We start from the raw sequence: 18,310 nt of genomic DNA, 5'->3' as shown, positions 1-18,310 counted from the left end.
ACCCGGTCCCATCCCGAACCCGGAAGTTAAGCCCGCACACGTAATGCCCTGTACTGAGGTACGCGAGTCCCCGGGAACGGCAATAAGCCGCCAAACCAACCAAAAAACCACCCAAATTATAAAAAATATCATTTTTCATAGTATACAATATCATTTTAAAAAAGTTATAGTTTTGAAAAATTTTTAAAGATCATTAGAGAATTTAATTTCTATATATTCATTATTTATCTGGTAAAATCAGTGAACTCAATTAAAAGTAGGCTAATTTCCTACTTTTTCATCGCCTCTTTGCCTCTTTCTATAAGTTCACGTACTTTCTGTCCGCCTTTTTTTCCTATGCTTTCATAGTAGCCTTCGCCATATCTCTTCTTAGTCGTTTCGCCGCCTTTCTTGCCGGCTTCCCTGACTGTCATTTCTCCTTTGCTTCCTTTTTGTGCCATAGGATCACACCACAATATAACATAAGCGCATATAATATTGTACGTTGTTAACGGAAATAACGAAAATACGCTTAATTAACAACTAATGGCACAGATAGAGAGAAAATATGAATTATAACGCATTTTAAACTAATACTCGTGAGATGTAAATATCGATAAAGAATATATCTTATGTAGCTATTAGTAGTTCTGAAACTTAATAAGAGGAGAGATAAATTGACACGTTTTTTTGAGGTGACAGGCAGGGACGGAACGGCAAGAATAGGTCGTATGCTGATCCGGGGGGATATTGAGACCCCTTATGTATTTAGTCCTGCCCGTAAAGATAATATCATCACTAACGCGGGAAACGCATGGGTCAACAAGCCAGTAGAGGAGTGTTCCGATTCATTTACTGTACAGCCATACATAGGTATGCCGTATCATGTTAGAAAGGAACTTGTAAATTTATATACATCACCGCATGTTTTGCAGACTGATAATCCTAAAGCAGTGCCGGTCCATCCGGAACAGGAGATACCGGTAGCGGACATGTACATAATGAGCGGGGCAAGGTCAATTGAAGGAGATTCAAGGGCCTTACTTAATAGTTTTATAAAGATCAGGGAAAAGGCGAGATATGACACGGCGCTATATGTGCCAGGGCTTGCCACTCCGGAAAACGTATCATTGCTGATATATCTGGGAGCAGACGTCGTAGATGATGTGCTGGTAACTGCAAAAGCATATCAAAGCCTGTATCTCACGCAGGATGGCGAGTACAGGTTGAATGACCTGGCTGCATTGCCATGCTCATGTGAAATATGTGCGGCACGCACGGTCGAAGATCTAAAGTCGCTTATCCCGGAAGAACGCTCAAAAGCTCTGGCCAGGCATAATTATCTCAAGCTAAAAGAAGAGGTCGATCGTGTTAAGGTCCATATCAAGAACGGCGTGTTAAGGGAATATATGGAGAAACAGTGCAGGTCAAGGCCCTGGCTTACGGCGTTATTGAGACTGGCTGATGCCGAATATGGATATCTCGAGAAAAGGACCCCTACATATCGTTCGTCCCAGCTGCTCGCATGCTCGGCGGAATCACAGAACCGTGTGGAAGTGAGGCGATTCGCAGAACGCGTAAAGACCAGGTTCAAGTCCGACGGGGAGATATTGCTCATAATCCCCTGCTCTGCCAGGAAACCATATTCCACTTCTCAGTCCCATATGGCAATATCCTCAGCTATAGGAAAGCTCAGGAATAACATCAGGGAAGTGATACTGACATCTCCTATGGGCGTAGTCCCGAGAGAGCTGGAACTTGTTTACCCTGCGGCTCACTATGATGTCGCGGTCACAGGCGTCTGGGATCTTGAGGAGCGTCAATGGGTCGCCGATTGCCTGAGGGACTTCATAGATAACAATGATTTTAAAAGGATAATAGCTCATGTGGAAGGGGCCTATGTGGACGTATGCAGGCAGGCTGACAGGGAAATGACGTTCACGTCGACCGGAAAAGTGACCGGCGAAGATTCATTGAAAAATCTGGTCGATTGTATAAAGCAGGCTATAGATGAAGTGTCGCCAAAGCCTCGTAACTATCCTTCATCCCAGCTGGATATATTCAGGAAGATGGCAGATTATGAGTTCGGTGCAGGCAAAGGCGATCTTCTTGTGGGCGAGAAATGTTCTATTAAGGGTAAGTACCCGAAATACGTTTTGTTTGATGGCAGGGATCAGCTTTGCTCGATGATCCCCGAGTACGGCTCATTGGCTCTCACGCTTGAAGGTGCAAGGCGCATGGGACTTGAAAATGATTATTTCGTAGAGATAGAGGATTTTATACCGAAGGGAAGCATCCTTGCGCCCGGTGTTAAGGACGCGGACATGAAAATACGTCCGGGAGACGATGTCTACGTCAGGGGCAAAAAGGCCGTAGCTGTAGGAAAGGCGAAGATGAGCGGGCCGGAGATGGTGAGCTCCAGCCGCGGGATAGCAGTGGAATTAAGGCACGTGGAGAAATTAAAATGACCGGTTTAAGCGAAGTGATGCTGGACATCAGAAAAAAGCAGAGAGTAAAGGAAAGATCCCCGCGGGAAGCGGCAGCGTTCTGGACCAGTGACGATCTGCTTGAAGGGGTCCCTGTAAAATGCTATACTATAATATTCCAGACAAGGGGCTGTTACTGGGGACAAAAGGGCGGATGTACCATGTGCGGTTATATTTATGACTCTGCGAGCATTCCTCCGTCAACGGAAGATCTTATAGCGCAATTCGATTCGGTCGCGGATCGTATAGGTGAAGGTGTAGTCAAGATATTCACTTCCGGCAGCTTTTTTGACGTGAGGGAGATACCTGAGAGCGTACGTGAACATATACTTACGAGGCTCAACGAGATCACTGATAAGGTCATCATCGAGACGCGCCCGGAGTTCGTAACCGATAAGACGATGGTGTCTTCAAAAGCTCTGGTCGATAACATGGAAGTCGCGATCGGGCTTGAGACGTCGAACGATGACATCCGCATCAATAGTATCAATAAAAATTTCCTGTTCAAGGATTTCGTCAGGGCCAGTGAGACTGCAAAGGCTCATGGTGTCACCACTAAGGCATACCTGATGATGAAACCGCCTTTCATATCTGAAAAGGATGCTCTGGATGATATGGTAAAGTCAGTTATGGATGCAGCGCCATATGCGCCGACTATATCGATCAACCTGTGCAATGTACAGCGCGGCACTCTTGTGGATGAGCTGTTTTACAGGAAAGCCTACAGGCCCCCATGGCTATGGAGCATAGTGGAGGTCATAAAACGTGTTCACGGAAAGACCGGCTCGGTGATAATGTCGGATCCTCTTGCTGCAGGCGCTTCCAGGGGCCCACATAATTGCGGCAAATGTGACTCAGACTTTGCTAACGCCATAAGAAAATACTCGATGACCCAGGATATTTCAGCATTCGACGATCTGGACTGCGAGTGTCGTTCTCTCTGGGAAAAGGTCCTTGAGCTTGAGGACTGGACATTCGGGGCGCCATTGATATATTAATAGGTCAATATATAGGTCTGGTAGTGTTATAATGGAGTTTTACGAGGTCATAAGGGATCGAAAAAGCGTAAGGCGATATTTACCCGATAAGGTGCCAGAGGAAGCGCTGCTGAGAGTGCTTGAGGCCGCCAGGCTAGCCCCTTCATGGTGTAATAAGCAGTGCTGGAGCTACATAGTCGTAGATGACCCCGGGCTCATATCCAGTATTGTCGCAGGCGGGGCTAAAGCTTTTAACGCTCCCATGTACATTGTCCTTTGCGCAGATCCTTCACTGTCGGGGAGCATCGGCGGCAAGGAGTATTATCTTGTCGATGCGGCGATATCCATGGAACATCTTGTGCTCGCAGCGACGGCCGAAGGCCTCGGTACCTGCTGGCTCGGTGCCATGTTCAACGAAGAGAGCGTAAAAAAAGCTTTGAGCATACCTGATGGTCTTAGGGTGGTCGCAATAACGCCCCTGGGCTACGAGGCAAAGGGTATCGGCGGGTTTATTGGCAACAATATCGTGCGCGCAATATCTTCCGGGCGGTCCCGTAAGCCCTTAAATAGCATGGCTTACAGGAATGGTCATGGCAGGCCATTGAATAAATAAAAAGAGTAGTTTTAATAATAGAAGACTAATACATATAGCACTTAATACCAATTATACTGGTGAGTCGAAGCATTATGTGGAGTGAAATCATCGGCAAATTTAAAGGAATGCCGTCACAGGAAAAGGTTATCAGGGTCCTTCTGGAGAGGGGTTTTCAGGTAAACGCCGAGGGGCACGTGGTATCCGGGGCCATCGAGATCCCCCATACCCAGATAGCCAAAGAAGTTGGTGTGGATAGAAGGGTCGTAGACGCTACTACCGAGATGATACTAAAGGATGAGGTCCTTAAGCGGGTGTTCATGAATATCCGTTCGATAGCATCGCTTCGTGATGTCGCGCCCATGCTAGGCCTTGGAGTCATAATCATAACCCCTGACAATGCCCAGAACGTGGGCATCATAACGGATGTAACTAGCGTCATAGCCAGGTACAACCTTAGCATAAGGCAGGCGGTGACCGACGATCCATTCTTTTCGGATGATCCCAAGATGACGTTGATAACAAATGATGTCATACCGGGGGAACTTGTCAGCGATCTGCGGAAGCTCAAGAACGTTAGAAGCGTCACAATATTGTAAGCGGCAAACCGCCACAATTTTTTGATATCGGCCTTATTTTATATTATCTCTGTCAAAGGGAAGCATAGTTAAAATATTTAAACAATAGCTGTTCATCTACCAAATGAGTAAGTATGCTGAAAAAATTGGCCGACATACAGAAAATTGCTGTGGAGATAAATTCGGGCATACCTTCCGCGGACGACTCCTCTAAGATAGAAAAGTTCGAGCTCAGGGATGAGATCGTAAATAAAATAAGGCGTATAGCAGGCAAGAATAGTATTAAGAGAGTAGTGCCTGTGCAGAAAAAGGGCGATCATAAAATGCAGGAGATCTGTTTCAATGTGGATGATACCCTTTACGTCGCCGTCATCAGGTACAATAACGCCCTCACTGAAGGCCAGGTATCTGACCTAAGACGAGTGCCTAAGAAATGTTAGGGCTTATAAATAAAAGTTTAAGATATCGTTCAAGCATCCCGGACCGAATAATAATGTAATGCCATAATATCCTTAAAAGATCATATGTGGCATGCGACCTTTTATCTTATGCCATCTTCGAATTCCAGGATCGATCTTAGGCCGAGAACGGCTCCGCTCCCATGTCTTTTATCAGGAGATCTTTTGCAGATCCCGCATCTCTTCCGTGAAGCGAGACGACATATCTATCGCCATCGATGTTGAGCCTGTAAAGAATATCCATATCCTTTAATTTCTTATCCAGGGCCTTTTTCATTAGATCTAAACCATTACCATTATCGGAGCATACCGGCTCAGTTAAAATGACCTTCTCGGGCCTGAATACTTCATAATGGAACTCAATGAGCCTCCCTACCGAGCTGGCGAACCATTTTCTTCGCGCCATACTGATAGTATCTTTGATCGAGACCCTTTCATTATTGCCTATCAGGTTATCTGCATGCGCTACGATCTTTTCCTCGATAGTCTTTGGCACATAGTCTGCGGGAGGCAGGCCGAGCTTTTTAGCTTCGTCCGGTGTCAGGCCGGCTCCTATGTGTCTTTCGACTATTTTTACTATACGATCGTCGACGCCTTCGTCTTTTAATATCCCTGCCCCGATGATGGCATGGTCGATATCATGAGATCTTGATCGCCCGATATCATGTAAAAGAGCTCCGACCTCGACAAGTTCCCTGTCGCAGTCTATATCTCCGGCTATCTCAACCGCATAATCCCGGACCGCCATAATATGTTCCATAACGGCCGGGCTGATACCATATTTCTTCAGAAGGGCCAGAGCTTCCTCTTTGCCAAACCTTTTCATAGCTTTACTGATTCTTTTAGCGCCTCGATCCTCTTTTGAAGTGCCTGTTTGTCTAAGATATTATCATGGTACACCAGCGGGCTTCCGTCCACAGGGCATACGAAGTTTGTCTCCATGGCATACTCGAACAGGATCCTGTGAGGCGGCTCTTCCTGGCATATATAAAATTCGTTGTTCTCGAATATAAGGCGCCTTTCCAGCTTCTTTATCAGTTTTCTGGACTCGTTCTTTAACATGTGCTCTGCGTTGTTCAGGTCGAGCTTCCAGAGATATGTGAGCCATCCGCTATCCTTGTCCCTCTCACGTCTGTACATGGCCAGGTGGTTCTCATACAGGATATAAAGTGTCTTGCGCACCAGGTTAAGGTTTATGCCACTAACCTCTGCGACTTTTTCATCGGTCACTTCCGTATCCGGCACTTTCTCCAACATCTTCTCGACGATGGTCATACCATCATCGCCTACGAGCCTTAATATATAGCCCCTTATTGCCTTATTATCTAACACGGACACGTTTTCACCCTTTGATCATCATAATAAACGTCTTCATAGTCTTTCAAATCAAAATGAACATGGCGGATATCCGTCATGATGTAAGTACAGGATTTGAACTGGTTACAATATTATACCTCGATTAAAAGATATAAAAGTTACCCGATGTCATGATGATTTTGCGCGGATTATCCTTAAATTACTTAAAGTACCGGCATATACTTTCGAATATTAACATAATGGGCAAAATGTCACAGCCTGATTATCTCGTCATATGCCATAATATCCGAAAAAGGTCATACAAGCCAATGAACTACGAACACACTTCAGTCAGTTCCTTGATACTTTCAGGTTGGCTTTTACGAACTTCAGGTTATCCCTGACCATTCCGACCGCAGAGCTTCGTTTATCGCCTTTCCCCATCACGGTCACTATGGCTTCCCCTTTCTCGAAAACGCTTCCCACTCTCGGGACGTCGGCGATCATGGGGCGAAGCATATTTCCCGTAACTCTGGTCGTGCGCCGGGCAAAGAATATCCCCTTATACCCGTATCTTTTTATCCCGAACTCCCGCAGGTCTCCGTTGATCGCGTCCACGTGCGCCTGAAATAGGTTTTCGCCCGTGGCAAGCTCTACCGAGTCCAGGCTTCCCTGAAAGCGAGGATTTATCTCCAGCACATATGGGCCGTTCTCGTTCACCATAAAGTCGACGCCGTTTGAGCCGACCAGCTTTAATGCCTTGATAAGCTTTTTTGATGTCTCGAACATCTCTTCTTTATACCTGGACTGATAGGGCGTGACATTTCCGCAATATCCGAACTCAAGGTCCTGTCCGAGCCATTTTTTACCGACCAGTATCTCGTTCAATGCTACCGGCACCGCATCATCCTCGCTCGATAGGACCGAGACGCTAAGCGGCTTGCCGCGGATGAACTCCTGTAAAAAATATTCATCTTCAGGCGGAAGCATCGATGCGTCAGTTACTAAAAAGTTTTTATGCCCGCCGCCGCCCCGTATAGGCTTCGCGACGCACGGATATTCTACGTTATCCCTGGTAAAGATCCTCGGCTGCCTTATGCCCATCTCTTTTAACTTATTGGCGAGCCATACTTTATTCAAGACCTTACGAGAAACATCCGGGTCATTACCCAGCACAATGGAGCTATCGATCCTCGCATCCTCAAATCCCGAGCCCAGTACTACGTGATCCACCTTATAGCGTTCAAGCCAGGGTACTATGTTCTCGGGCATGTCATCGAATCTCGCCCCTGACTCCGTACATTTTTCCAGGTCAAGGTCATCATAATGGCTTACCGAATATACCCTGTAGCCTGCACGACGTGCCGAACAGGCGATATACCTTGAACTGTAGCCCAGGACGAGAACAGACTTTACCATATCATCACTATTTCTTCAGCACTGTCTTACCATGTTCGCTCGGGACTATCTTAAGCTCTCCGCCTATGAAATCTCCTGTCAATGTCCTGCCTTCCTGCAGCCTGTCAAGGAATAATGCCAGCGCAGCTATCTCCGAATGAGGCTGGTTGCCTATCGCGACATTATAATCGGAAAGCTCATAGACATCCCCGGGGACCTTTTCCGCCCCCACGACGATCATTACGCTCTCTGTCCTGAACCTCTCCCTTATCTCGTCTATGCAGTCGGGCATGTTTATGCCGTACATCGTCAGGTGTACTACTATCCCGCCGGACTCTTTCCACTTTTTTATCTCGGACCTGTAGCTAATGCCGGTCTTTACCCAGAAATCGCCTCCCCATGCTTTTACGACGCGGTCTATGCTTTCACGGACCGACTTATCGTCGCTCGTAAGTAGCATGCCGGTTGCCCCGAGGACCCTGGACGTAAGCCCGACATGGGTGGTGACTCTTGAATCTCTCTCAGGCCTGTGCCCGAGCCTAAGCACAACAATATCGCTCATGGTTACACTACCCATGGGTTATCATCATAAAAAATATGCTTTTAATAAAATTAGAATATAAGGCGTTGTTACGCCTTTGATTTATCTGAGAATGTCTTGATGAACTCATCGCAGTCCGACGACAGTTTCTTTGATGCCTTACGTACGGCATCTATCGGGTCCTCGGTCTTGTCAGTCTTGACAAAAAGGACCGGGTCGCTGATACCGGTGAACTCTATGTCATATGTAGCGATCTTCACCGCTTTATCCATGAGCAGCGCAGATTTCAGCGCATTAAGGAGAGTGTGGTCCTCTCCTTTTATCTCGATCTCTATCTCTGTATCCGTTTTGTTTAAGATCTTTATTTCCATTAGATCACCTAAAAAATTAAATCAATCCTTTCCCGTAATCCTGGGATAGCTTTCTGTTCTCCCTTCTTTCGCATTTGGGGCATTTAAGCTTACCGTTCTCGAACTTCAAGTTGATCTTACACCTTGGGCACTGCGAGGTTATGACACCGAGGTTCTTGTCGACGGTCGAAAGCCTCATGTTCTTGGTATCGATGACCTTCGCCTTGACAATGTCCTGGTAGCCAAACTCCTGGGCCAGGTCCTGTACGTATGAATCTTTAACGTTGGATATGTGTATTGCGGCCTGAGTATTTCCTGCGATCTCGCGGTCCAGGCTGCCCTTTATCCTTGCCAGCTCGACAAGCGCTACAGATCCTTTATATCCACGACCCTGCCTACAACGATGTCCCCTTCCCTGGGTATCGGCGGCATCTTTGTCAGCGGCTCGATGTTTACGCTCCTTTCCCTCTTGTTTATCTTTATCTTTCCGGTGGCATTCGCGAAAATATTACCTGATTCCTCGTATGTGCCTTCCCCTGAAATAAACTCTTCCGATGTGCCTAAAAGGTCTCCGGGAACTACAAAATCTCCCTCTGGCATAATGATCCTGTTTCTCCTATCCTTTTTCTTCGTTTACAACTATCTTATATAGTTCAACATCTATTAATGCTATCTCTTTTTTGTGAAACTTATAGGTATGCCGTATCGGGAATTTCATGGCCACGACATCCGTCAGGGTTCCCCTGCCCTTTATATATTTCTGTATAAAATCTTTAGAGCCTGCATTGTGTATCGAATATACCACATACCCTATCTCCAGGGCCTTATCCAAAAAGGGCCTATCATTCCCTTTTTCTTGCGCTCCAAAAGGGGGGTTCATGATCACGGTATCAAAATGCCCGTGAACATCCCTGACATCACAGCAGACCCAGTCCACATGTGCGTCCAATATCTCTGCATTTTTTCTTGCAACTTTTAGCGCATTTATATCGCTGTCAATACCTATAATCTTTTGTGTGCCCAGTAATGACGCCCCTATGGCGAGTACACCCGTGCCGCAGCCGAGATCCACGACGCTTCCGTCGAGGTTTCCGTCCATGTATGCGAAATATAATAGCTCTGAAGCGATCACGGCAGGTGTCACATACTGCTCTTTCGTGACGTCCGGCCTCTCAAAGCCTTGTACCTTTTCAAGGAGCATCTCTAATTTTCTTTTCTTCATCGGGCTTCCGGGTTACTATGATAACCTACTAATATTTTTATTTTTTCCCGATCCGGGTTTGCGCCAAGGCCCGTCATTTTGAAACAATAGCGACATAGTAAGGCTTTAAGCGCATTAACAGGCGCAGAGCAATCATTTGTATGATTAAAATAATCCAAAATATTATAATAATTTATTCTGACTATTTGAATATTATGAGGAGAACGGTGTTTGTTAAGAGGGTAGTGCCGCTATTGATAGCGGTTATGCTTGTGTTGTGCGCGGGCAGTGTTTTCAAAATGGGTCCCAAGGTCTATACTGAAGTGAATAGCGGGGATACGATAACTGTCACCAAGGACGAGATATTCCGGGTAAAGCTTGCCGAGAACCCGTCAACCGGATACTCCTGGGAGATCACTACGACGCCAGGGCTTCAGAGGATGGGCGACCAGTACTCGCCGAGCGATCGCACGGGGATGCTGGTAGGTTCAGGCGGTGTACACGGATGGGATGTCAAGGCGATGAACACTGGCTTGCAGAAGGTAGAGGGTGTATATATGCGCCCGTGGGAAGGCCCGCAACCCGACGATAAGAGATTCGTACTGTACGTTAACGTCCAGGAAAAAGGTACCTTACAGGGTCTGTTGCCTGACATATGGAGGGACATAGATACGGAAGATCTGTCATTCCCGAATTTATGGGAAGACTGGGCTGACAAAGGAGCAAAACTATTCCCGTTTAATATCGATACAGGGCTTTTCTGAGCCAAAATTCGGCTCCTCATTATTTATATTTGGTTAAGTTCAGCCCGGGCCTTTTTTTCTTATAAAAGTAAATTATTTAAATTTTAAGAATATTAAATAATGTGTTTAGATCATTCGTATAGGGGGCAGGGTCCTTATCATCAACGAGGAAAAGTTATACAGAGCTGACAATATCGATGGTAATGGAATTGCTTTTAATTTCCTCGATAAAAATGATCGCGAATATAATGACCTGGTAAGATCACTTTTTAAAGTTTTAAAGAACTCACAGATACCATTCGTTGCATGCCGCCCGGACGGCCGTATACTTGCATGTAACATCGCTTTTTCCCTGTTGACCGGTTATACGATGGAAGAGCTGAAATACCTGAACATTAAGAGGGACCTGACTCCAAAAGACCTGCAAGAAATGGATTCCCGGATTTTCGAAAAATTTTTTAATACGGGCATACCTATCAGTTTTGAAAAAGAGTATGTCAGAAGGGACGGCTCTCGTGTCTCCGTGGAATTATTTTTACAGCTGGCATATGATGATGCAGGAAATATTCTTTTCTATTACTCTTTCATCACCGACCTTACCGAACGTAAACGAGCTGAGAATGGGTTTCGGGAAACGCAAAAATTTTTGAATAACCTGTTCAATTATGCCAACGCTCCCATAATCGTGTGGGACCATGATTTCATCATCACCCGCTTCAACCATGCGTTCGAAAGGCTTACAGGTCATCTTTCCTGCGAGGTGATAGGTAAGGAGCTTAGCATTCTATTCCCCTCATCCAGCCGCGAAGATTCGCTGGACATGATAAGGCGCACATTATCGGGGGAACACTGGGATTCCGTGGAGATACCAATCCTTTGCAGGGATGGCGAGGTAAGGATCGTATTATGGAACTCCGCGAATATTTACGATGAGGATAATAAGACGCTTTTAGCTACGATCGCTCAGGGACAGGATATAACCGGACGTAAACAGGTTGAGGAAGAGCTCAGGGAGACCCGGGACTATCTCGATAAGATGTTCAATTATGCCAACGCTCCCATAATCGTGTGGGACCATGATTTCATCATTACCCGGTTCAATCATGGGTTCGAAAGGCTGACCGGCTATCATTCGTGCGAGGTGATCGGAAAGGAGCTCAGTGTGCTATTTCCCGATAACTGCCGTGACGAATGCCTGGACAATATTGAAAGAACGCTGAGCGGCGAGCACTGGGATTCAGTGGAGATACCCATCCGCTGTAAGAATGGCGATATACGGATCGCATTGTGGAACTCCGCGAACATCCATAAGGATGACGGGGTATCTATCATGGCGACGATCGCCCAGGGTCAGGACATAACCGAAAGAAAGACAGCGGAGATCGCGCTACGGGATAGCGAGGAAAAGTTCAAGAAGCTCATCGAAGATCTCCAGGTCGGCGTCATGCTCCTTGACGGCAGCGGTAACATTCTTGTAAGCAACCAGGCCGCAAGAAGCATGATCGGCGTAAGGTTCAAGGATAAAAAGATCAGGAACATCCTGGACCCGACATGGACTAAATGGAAGTACATACAGGAGGACGGCAGTCCGCTGTCTCCTGAGAATAACCCTATACCCAAATGTTACGAGACCAGAAAACCGGTCAAGGACATTGTTATAGGCCTATCTTATCCCGACACTGACAAGATCGTCTGGGTGCTCATGAACGTGGAGCCGTTTTTATCGCAGGATGGCAGCATAAGGCAAGTGATATGCACATTAAGCAATGTCACAGAGCGCAGAAAAGTTGACGAAGCCCTTAAAGAAGCAAAAATGCAGGCTGAATTGTATCTTGATCTTATGGGCCATGACATCAACAACCTGAACCAGATCGGCATAGGGTACCTGGAACTGGCGAACATGAGCCTGGATATCCAGGAAAACGACCGTATGATGATATCAAAGCCTCTGGAGGTACTTAAGAGCAGCTCCAATCTTATATCGAACGTCAGAAAGTTGCAGCAAGCGAAGACGTGCAAGATCCGGATGGAGCCGCTGGATATAGGAAAAATTCTTTGTGAAGTGCGCGAGCAATATTCCAAAATACCCGGCAAGGACATCGATATCAATTATATTAACGTCAACGGCTGTTACGTAATGGCGAACGAGCTATTGAACGATGTCTTTTTGAACATCCTGGGAAACGCCATTAAACATACGAACGACAAGGTCGTCATAGATGTCGTTCTGAGTGAAGTGATAAATGGCGGACAAAAATATTACCGCGTCTCGATCGCAGATAACGGTCCCGGCATACCGGACGGGCAAAAAGAGCTCATATTCAACAGGCTATATCGCGGCTCGACGAAGGCTAAAGGCAAAGGTCTTGGCCTGTTCCTTGTTAAGACGCTTGTTGAAAAGTTCGACGGGTTGGTATGGGTAGAAGACAAAATGCCGGGAGACCATAACGGGGGCAGTAAATTCGTAGTGATGCTTCCCGCATACGAACCAACTGCAAAATAGCTACATCCGGGCTGATCGTTATTTTTGATGTCGGGGAAGCAATACCACGAACCTGCTGCCTTTGCTGCTGTCTCCCGGGACCCTGTCCTCCACATAGACGTGCCCGTGATAATCGCTCACTAGTGATTTTACAAGGTACAGCCCAAGGCCTCTGATACCCGATCTTAATCTTTCCGGCTTTAGCCTGAATATCCGGGACTTTTTATCATCGGGGATACCGGGCCCGTTATCGCTGATAGAGACCTGGTAATACTCTTTGTTCTCGAAATTCACCGGGGAAAGATCGACGTCTATAGTTACCGGCCCTTCAGAATGTTTGATCGCGTTCCCAATAAGGTTGACGAAGACATCCCTGAGAAGCTCGTCAGCTTCTGTCCGGCATCCTTCTTTTGGTGAGTAATTTATAGTGACATTCCTGCCCTGCACATGCGAGAACTGGGCTATAACATCCTTAAGCATGAGGTTTATGTCAAAAACAGTTCTCTTAGCTTTATCATCCTCTGCCTGTTTAAGCTTCCTGATATTTTCTATGAGCTTTGAACTGTTCCTCATGCTCTCCAGAGGCTTTAAAATATATGTCTTTGTATCTTCATCAAGTTTAAGCCTGTGAAGGGCCAGCTCTAGATAGCCTATGGCCGACTGGTTCATGTTGTTGATGTCATGGCTCATGAGATCAAGGTATAGCTCTGACCTTATCTTTTCCATCATCAGCCTTTCATTTTTAACTTCCAGCTCATCCATCATTGAGTTAAATGTCCGGGCAAGGTCTCCTATCTCATCCTTCCTCGATGACTCTACCCGCAGGCTATAATCACCGGAAGACGTGAGCTTCATCGTATCCGATAGCCTGACTACCGGGTCCGTCAGGTACTTTGACACATAATAGCTGAATGCGGATAGGATCATGGTCAGGAAGACTAATGTGCCGGCTATCCATTTCAATTGCTCTAAGAACTGTTCGTAGAGTAAAGTAGCCGGTGTCGTGATCACGACTCCCCACCCTATGACAGGGACAGGATAATACCCTGCTATTAAAAGCTGACCTTCGGGCTCGTCGAAATACTCTACACTCCCTTCCCTGCCGTTCAACAAATCCCTGACAGGTAAAATGGCAGATCTGTTCTCGTGTTTTTTTGTAAGTGTCTCATTGTTGCAGAAGACAACATTACCCCTATCATCGACGAGTAATATGTTTTTTGTAGGGTCAATTATTTGGCCCTTAACGTTTTTTTCAATATCGTTTATATTTACAGCGACTATGATATTACCCGCATACTCTCTTTCATCCATGACCGGAGATATTATTGCGAAAACATAATCCTGCTGTCCCGGACTAAAATAGATGCCTGTAATCCGGGATTGATTTTTTGGTATCGTATCATCATACCATTCATATTGTGATATTTTTGATATGTTCGACGGCCTTGTCGTATATATGATCGAACCACTGCTATCGGATATATGCACAGCGTTAGCTTGAGTGATGCTACCGTTCAGGTTCCAGGCTATCTTGCTCAGGCTTTTAATATCACCTTCTTTGATAGCGTTTATTGTGTTCTGGTCTGATGCTATGACATTGACAGAGCTCGTAATATTTTCCATGTACATATGAACATAGTTGGCTATATAGCGGGAGTCCTGAAGGTTGGATACATCTATGTCGTTTTTCAGCCTGTCATTTGACGTCTTTACCCATATCGAACCGAGGATAAGGATGCTGATAATGCTTATCGCTATAAGAATAAATGCTGTTCGAGTCCTTATAGAACTCATACGTATCAATTAATGATGTATTTATTATTTATTATATTTTTCCGGCAAGGATATGTGAACATATCCTGAATAATATGTCGAAAATAAATCCTGGCCAGGTTTAAAGTATAGCGGCCTTTAAAACTCTTTTAGCTTATTCGCGTAGCTGTAACGCTCTTCATCCGGGATGTGCTGCAGCGCTATAGCTCTTATCTCCATCATGATGTCGCGCTGTACCTTGCTTTCGACATATTCCGGAAGGTGATCGCCGGAAGCGCCATTCGCGTGCATCTCCCTGATGACACGCGGCATGAACCTGGCCGCATAGTCATGGACGTCCACAAAAGCCCTGTCCATTATTAGTCGAGAGTTAATGCATACATAGTTGGCCATCTTCGTCTCGAGTTCGGACGATACCTTCGCCAGGTTAAACCCGACAAGGCTCAACTCGGGCTTTTCAATGCCTTCTGACTTTAACGACCTTTCAAAATCCGAGTAAATGCGTAATGATATGACCTTGATAAAATTATCATATGACTTTTTATCTATGATCGGCGATAGCTCCATCTCGAACGGTTTGACCTGCGTGTTTTCCTTCTCAGGCGCAGTCTTTTCTTTCCGGACCGGTTCAAACAGCGATGCCTGTTTCCCTTTCCTGGTATGCGAACCTTTCTTAGTCGTCTTCTTTGCAGACATCCCTACATCCCCTGATATTATATCAAACTTAAAAAGACCTTAATATTTAAGAGCTTTTTTGTGGTTTTTATCCCGTGATCATGGAAGATATCCTTTCGGATATTAAATTATCACTTTATTAACCTTAATATCCCTATCTTTGGCTCATAGCATCGCCCTTTGTCCATCAGGATATTGAGCGCCCGGTCCACATCCGTCTCACCATAGCCATATTTTTCTGCCTTTTCAAGCAGTTCCTCATAGCTTACGCCTTTCCCTTCATCCATGCCGCTTAAAAGCTCCTCTATGACGCTTTCGGCGTCAGTCTCCACAACAGCAGTTTCAGCTTCTGCGGCCTCCTGTACATATCGCTCTTCGCCGGCGATGGTGGATAAGGCTTCCACTATCATATGCTTATAAGCATTAAGCGTCGTGAACGATACCCCGTAATGGTCGATCGCTCTTGAGACGCCGATGGCGTCATCCGTCAGGACCGACAGCTGCCTGGTCAGCTCCGCTCCTCTCAGGCCGCTTGAAAGGGCTTTTTCCATCATCCTTATGCGCTCTGCTGTAAATCTCGCAGTGTGGTAGACCCACCTGTCACGGACCCATTCTTCTACGCTGTTTATCTCTTCCGGCCTTATGGACGTATAAAATGAGCCTTTTTCCGGGTTGAAGACTCTCGCCTTGCCCACTACCGCTACATAGGCCGGCGTCTCCGCCTTTGATAGGAATGATGCCGCTACGGGCTGATATTGTCCCGCGTAGACCGTAAATACTCCTGTCGGGTCCGCGACCCTTGCCCGATATAGCGCCTGGCCTTCGCCGCCGATATTTTCCACTTCGGTAAGCACGCCCACGACAAATATCCTGTTACATACCACGCCTGTGGGCGTTATAATAAAGTTTGGCGACCTGTCCACCCTATCGCCATGCTGGAGGTCGGAATCGTTGAACTCTCTGGCGAAAACCCTCCTGGACGTCTCTCTTTCGATGACCTTTTTACTGCCGGCTTCGCTCATTGCAGCTCCCCCATCAGCGCCCTTGCAAGCTTACCTGTCTCCTCTGCCGGCATACTGATCGACGCGGCCACGAGTATCTTTCCGAAGTCTCCGCTGGTCACGTTACCCTTCACGACGAACGGGTATCCTATTAGTTTCGACCTTATCAGTTCGTTCAATGTATCCGGATCATCCGCTGAGAACTCATCGATGCCTTTTCCTATCAGCTTTTGTGTCAGGTCCCTGTCAAGCACGCATATCATCGAGCCGGTGCCGTCGTCGATCACGGCCTTTATACGCAGGTCCCTGACGCCGTTAAGCTTTCCGTGAGCCCTGCACTGTCCTTTTTGCATGACCCTGCTGCACACAGGGCATCTTTCTATGATCCCGGAGCCCGGCCTTATCGATATCATATCGCCTTCGACCTCTATATTATATGCTCCATCGCTATCCACCAGCTCTGACAGGTCGCATTTTCTCGTAACGTATCCCGGTATATCTCCCTGGTACTCTTCAAGCACGGAACTCTCGCTGATATTGACATTAGGCATACCCTGAAAGCTCTTGACGTACGCGTTCCTGATCACTATCGACCTGATGGAAAATATGTCAGGTATATCCACCCACGATGTAAAATGTACCCTTGCAGTGGCATCCTCGAGCATTCCCTCGATGACGGCGGTCTTATCGTTCTGGGTGGTTATTTCCCTGTACTGGGGATCTATGACATTTACTATGACTGTTATTCCCGTGTCGCCGTTCCTGATGTCCTTTAGCTGCTTGAACAGCCCCTCGTCAGCCTGAGGCGCTCCTGCATCATATTGAAGAGGCTTTAAATCCCGCGAATTTTCATCGCCGCCGCTATCTTCCTTTTTCCTGTATTTTTTCAATAAGCTTCTTTTAGCCTCTCCTGCAGGGACCTTAAAATCCTGAATAAGCTGCTTCAGCTCATTTTCCAGAGTATCTTTATCTATCCCAAGCGCCCTGTTTAGTTCTTCGGCCATGGGCGCGATAAGGTCTTTCATTATGATCTACCCGTCCAGTAAAAGATTATGATCTAACTAATAAAAATCATTGTATAGTATAGAAATTTTTCTGGATAAAATCTTTTAGTGTTCCATCATGAACATAGAAAAGATATATCAAAAGCTTTTGACCGCCTTACCTGATGATCCTCAAGTATTTCAATATCTGGACCAGGTTAAACAGGAATATCACTACCAGGACGAATAGATATATCGACTCATATATATCCAAGGACTGCTTCAGCAGCAGCTCATATATCACGAAAGCGAGATAGACCTGTACTATGACGCTCACGAATATCACTATGAAGTAGAGAAGGCTTTTTTGCGACACGTACTTTTCATTGTTCTTATTGTATGTCTCGATTATTTTCTTTTGCTCTTCCGTAAGCCTTAACGACTTGATGTATTCGTCCAGCTCCTCCCGGTCCAGTTCGTCCTCTATCTTCGTTGTCCGGCACCCTATCCTGCGCTGGTTTATCTCCTCGATCTTCCGGTTGATAAGATCGATCTTCTTCGTCGTTTCCTGGTCGAACTGATTTTCCATTCCGGTCATATCTATGCAAGCATTTAGCGATTAAATAGCTTTTCCTCTACCATACCTGTTAATGGCAATACCATTTTCTGCTATCCGGGCATCGTTTGCCTCTTCAGGAAAAACTATTATGTTCTCATCTTTAAAAGTATTTACGGCTGGCATTATGAGAATTTTTTATAAAAAGCTTACTTCGGGCAATGTTTTATCGTGTTTCATG

21 protein-coding genes, 1 rRNA gene and 1 pseudogene are annotated in these 18,310 nt (G+C 46.1%); 8 read left to right on the top strand and 15 right to left on the bottom strand.

Annotation, left to right across the window (positions count from 1 at the left end; all coding sequences use genetic code 11):
- A 5S ribosomal RNA gene (rrf, locus tag CUJ83_RS11620) occupies positions 1–96 on the top strand; the annotation flags it as partial.
- A gap of 173 nt (positions 97–269) precedes the next feature.
- On the opposite strand, the gene CUJ83_RS11615 is transcribed toward rrf, so the two are convergent.
- On the bottom strand, positions 270–440 hold the full coding sequence (locus CUJ83_RS11615) for an Em GEA1 (EM1) (protein WP_230742483.1): 171 nt from the start codon (positions 438–440) through the stop codon (positions 270–272).
- Between the two features lie 216 nt (positions 441–656).
- Here CUJ83_RS11615 and arcS point away from each other — a divergent pair, with 216 nt between their 5' ends.
- The 5 genes from arcS (at position 657) to CUJ83_RS11590 (ending at position 5,052) form a co-directional block, all read left to right on the top strand.
- Complete coding sequence (gene arcS, locus CUJ83_RS11610) at positions 657–2,447, top strand: archaeosine synthase subunit alpha (protein WP_230742482.1); 1,791 nt, start codon at positions 657–659, stop codon at positions 2,445–2,447.
- Positions 2,444–3,463 (top strand): archaeosine biosynthesis radical SAM protein RaSEA, encoded by a 1,020-nt coding sequence (locus CUJ83_RS11605; protein ID WP_230742481.1) that lies wholly within the window; start codon positions 2,444–2,446, stop codon positions 3,461–3,463. The genes arcS and CUJ83_RS11605 overlap by 4 nt, the downstream gene beginning before the upstream one ends.
- Before the next feature lie 31 nt (positions 3,464–3,494).
- Positions 3,495–4,055, top strand: coding sequence for a nitroreductase family protein (locus tag CUJ83_RS11600; RefSeq protein ID WP_230742480.1), 561 nt, complete (start codon positions 3,495–3,497; stop codon positions 4,053–4,055).
- 74 nt (positions 4,056–4,129) lie between these two features.
- Positions 4,130–4,633: a TrpY family transcription regulator gene (gene trpY / locus CUJ83_RS11595; protein ID WP_230742479.1), complete on the top strand. Its 504-nt coding sequence runs from the start codon at positions 4,130–4,132 to the stop codon at positions 4,631–4,633.
- 113 nt (positions 4,634–4,746) lie between these two features.
- Positions 4,747–5,052, top strand: a complete 306-nt coding sequence (locus CUJ83_RS11590; RefSeq protein ID WP_230742478.1) for a hypothetical protein — start codon at positions 4,747–4,749, stop codon at positions 5,050–5,052.
- 361 nt (positions 5,053–5,413) lie between these two features.
- Here CUJ83_RS11590 and CUJ83_RS11585 read toward each other — a convergent pair.
- The 8 genes and pseudogenes from CUJ83_RS11585 to CUJ83_RS11555 form a co-directional block, all read right to left on the bottom strand.
- A pseudogene (locus CUJ83_RS11585) lies at positions 5,414–5,896 on the bottom strand (HD domain-containing protein); the annotation flags it as partial.
- The gene (locus tag CUJ83_RS11580; protein ID WP_230742476.1) at positions 5,893–6,408 is read right to left on the bottom strand and encodes a transcription factor; all 516 of its coding nucleotides are present in this window, start codon (positions 6,406–6,408) and stop codon (positions 5,893–5,895) included. The gene CUJ83_RS11580 and the pseudogene CUJ83_RS11585, both read right to left, overlap by 4 nt.
- 309 nt (positions 6,409–6,717) lie before the next feature.
- The gene (locus CUJ83_RS11575) at positions 6,718–7,785 is read right to left on the bottom strand and encodes an ATP-grasp domain-containing protein (RefSeq protein WP_230742475.1); all 1,068 of its coding nucleotides are present in this window, start codon (positions 7,783–7,785) and stop codon (positions 6,718–6,720) included.
- 7 nt (positions 7,786–7,792) lie between these two features.
- Positions 7,793–8,326 carry a tRNA (cytidine(56)-2'-O)-methyltransferase gene (locus tag CUJ83_RS11570; protein WP_230742474.1) on the bottom strand — a complete coding sequence of 178 codons (534 nt, stop codon included), beginning with the start codon at positions 8,324–8,326 and terminating at the stop codon, positions 7,793–7,795.
- Positions 8,327–8,394: 68 nt separating this feature from the next.
- Complete coding sequence (locus CUJ83_RS11565; protein WP_230742473.1) at positions 8,395–8,676, bottom strand: DNA-directed RNA polymerase subunit L; 282 nt, start codon at positions 8,674–8,676, stop codon at positions 8,395–8,397.
- 16 nt (positions 8,677–8,692) lie between these two features.
- Positions 8,693–8,977 (bottom strand): exosome complex RNA-binding protein Csl4, encoded by a 285-nt coding sequence (locus CUJ83_RS15760; RefSeq protein WP_369424239.1) that lies wholly within the window; start codon positions 8,975–8,977, stop codon positions 8,693–8,695.
- A 44-nt stretch (positions 8,978–9,021) separates the two neighbouring features.
- Positions 9,022–9,255 carry a hypothetical protein gene (locus CUJ83_RS15755; protein ID WP_255668527.1) on the bottom strand — a complete coding sequence of 78 codons (234 nt, stop codon included), beginning with the start codon at positions 9,253–9,255 and terminating at the stop codon, positions 9,022–9,024.
- A gap of 16 nt (positions 9,256–9,271) precedes the next feature.
- Positions 9,272–9,877, bottom strand: a complete 606-nt coding sequence (locus tag CUJ83_RS11555) for an METTL5 family protein (protein WP_230742472.1) — start codon at positions 9,875–9,877, stop codon at positions 9,272–9,274.
- A gap of 194 nt (positions 9,878–10,071) precedes the next feature.
- Between CUJ83_RS11555 and CUJ83_RS11550 the strand changes: the two genes are divergently transcribed.
- Positions 10,072–10,620, top strand: coding sequence for a protease inhibitor I42 family protein (locus CUJ83_RS11550; protein WP_230742471.1), 549 nt, complete (start codon positions 10,072–10,074; stop codon positions 10,618–10,620).
- Between the two features lie 109 nt (positions 10,621–10,729).
- Entirely contained in the window at positions 10,730–13,102 is a 2,373-nt protein-coding gene (locus CUJ83_RS11545; RefSeq protein ID WP_369424237.1) for a PAS domain S-box protein, read from the top strand.
- Positions 13,103–13,120: 18 nt separating this feature from the next.
- Here the strand turns inward: CUJ83_RS11545 and CUJ83_RS11540 are convergent, their stop codons facing one another.
- The 6 genes from CUJ83_RS11540 to CUJ83_RS15750 form a co-directional block, all read right to left on the bottom strand.
- Entirely contained in the window at positions 13,121–14,875 is a 1,755-nt protein-coding gene (locus CUJ83_RS11540) for a sensor histidine kinase (RefSeq protein WP_230742470.1), read from the bottom strand.
- 117 nt (positions 14,876–14,992) lie between these two features.
- Entirely contained in the window at positions 14,993–15,550 is a 558-nt protein-coding gene (locus CUJ83_RS11535; protein WP_230742469.1) for a hypothetical protein, read from the bottom strand.
- A gap of 110 nt (positions 15,551–15,660) precedes the next feature.
- The gene (locus tag CUJ83_RS11530) at positions 15,661–16,551 is read right to left on the bottom strand and encodes an RPA family protein (protein WP_230742468.1); all 891 of its coding nucleotides are present in this window, start codon (positions 16,549–16,551) and stop codon (positions 15,661–15,663) included.
- Positions 16,548–17,555 carry a single-stranded DNA-binding protein gene (locus CUJ83_RS11525; protein WP_230742467.1) on the bottom strand — a complete coding sequence of 336 codons (1,008 nt, stop codon included), beginning with the start codon at positions 17,553–17,555 and terminating at the stop codon, positions 16,548–16,550. Before CUJ83_RS11525 ends, CUJ83_RS11530 begins: the two co-directional genes overlap by 4 nt.
- 136 nt (positions 17,556–17,691) lie before the next feature.
- Positions 17,692–18,111: a hypothetical protein gene (locus CUJ83_RS11520; protein ID WP_230742466.1), complete on the bottom strand. Its 420-nt coding sequence runs from the start codon at positions 18,109–18,111 to the stop codon at positions 17,692–17,694.
- Between the two features lie 21 nt (positions 18,112–18,132).
- Positions 18,133–18,255: a hypothetical protein gene (locus CUJ83_RS15750; RefSeq protein ID WP_255668524.1), complete on the bottom strand. Its 123-nt coding sequence runs from the start codon at positions 18,253–18,255 to the stop codon at positions 18,133–18,135.
- Positions 18,256–18,310: the final 55 nt, after the last annotated feature.

The sequence above is a fragment of the Methanooceanicella nereidis genome (assembly GCF_021023085.1).
GTDB classification, from domain to species: Archaea; Halobacteriota; Methanocellia; order Methanocellales; family Methanocellaceae; genus Methanooceanicella; species Methanooceanicella nereidis.
The sequence above is the reverse complement of the archived record's forward strand: the minus strand, read 5'-3'. Positions and strand labels throughout refer to the sequence as shown.

Excerpts from the sequence above, each read along its gene's own strand:
- CUJ83_RS11615 (WP_230742483.1), bottom strand. The coding sequence starts at position 440 with ATGGCACAAAAAGGAAGCAAAGGAGAAATGACAGTCAGGGAAGCCGGC.
- CUJ83_RS11605 (WP_230742481.1), top strand. The coding sequence starts at position 2,444 with ATGACCGGTTTAAGCGAAGTGATGCTGGACATCAGAAAAAAGCAGAGA.
- CUJ83_RS11600 (WP_230742480.1), top strand. The coding sequence starts at position 3,495 with ATGGAGTTTTACGAGGTCATAAGGGATCGAAAAAGCGTAAGGCGATAT.
- trpY (WP_230742479.1), top strand. The coding sequence starts at position 4,130 with ATGTGGAGTGAAATCATCGGCAAATTTAAAGGAATGCCGTCACAGGAA.
- CUJ83_RS11590 (WP_230742478.1), top strand. The coding sequence starts at position 4,747 with ATGCTGAAAAAATTGGCCGACATACAGAAAATTGCTGTGGAGATAAAT.
- CUJ83_RS11575 (WP_230742475.1), bottom strand. The coding sequence starts at position 7,785 with ATGGTAAAGTCTGTTCTCGTCCTGGGCTACAGTTCAAGGTATATCGCC.
- CUJ83_RS11570 (WP_230742474.1), bottom strand. The coding sequence starts at position 8,326 with ATGAGCGATATTGTTGTGCTTAGGCTCGGGCACAGGCCTGAGAGAGAT.
- CUJ83_RS11565 (WP_230742473.1), bottom strand. The coding sequence starts at position 8,676 with ATGGAAATAAAGATCTTAAACAAAACGGATACAGAGATAGAGATCGAG.
- CUJ83_RS15755 (WP_255668527.1), bottom strand. The coding sequence starts at position 9,255 with ATGCCAGAGGGAGATTTTGTAGTTCCCGGAGACCTTTTAGGCACATCG.
- CUJ83_RS11555 (WP_230742472.1), bottom strand. The coding sequence starts at position 9,877 with ATGAAGAAAAGAAAATTAGAGATGCTCCTTGAAAAGGTACAAGGCTTT.
- CUJ83_RS11550 (WP_230742471.1), top strand. The coding sequence starts at position 10,072 with ATGAGGAGAACGGTGTTTGTTAAGAGGGTAGTGCCGCTATTGATAGCG.
- CUJ83_RS11540 (WP_230742470.1), bottom strand. The coding sequence starts at position 14,875 with ATGAGTTCTATAAGGACTCGAACAGCATTTATTCTTATAGCGATAAGC.
- CUJ83_RS11535 (WP_230742469.1), bottom strand. The coding sequence starts at position 15,550 with ATGTCTGCAAAGAAGACGACTAAGAAAGGTTCGCATACCAGGAAAGGG.
- CUJ83_RS11530 (WP_230742468.1), bottom strand. The coding sequence starts at position 16,551 with ATGAGCGAAGCCGGCAGTAAAAAGGTCATCGAAAGAGAGACGTCCAGG.
- CUJ83_RS11525 (WP_230742467.1), bottom strand. The coding sequence starts at position 17,555 with ATGAAAGACCTTATCGCGCCCATGGCCGAAGAACTAAACAGGGCGCTT.
- CUJ83_RS11520 (WP_230742466.1), bottom strand. The coding sequence starts at position 18,111 with ATGACCGGAATGGAAAATCAGTTCGACCAGGAAACGACGAAGAAGATC.
- CUJ83_RS15750 (WP_255668524.1), bottom strand. The coding sequence starts at position 18,255 with ATGCCAGCCGTAAATACTTTTAAAGATGAGAACATAATAGTTTTTCCT.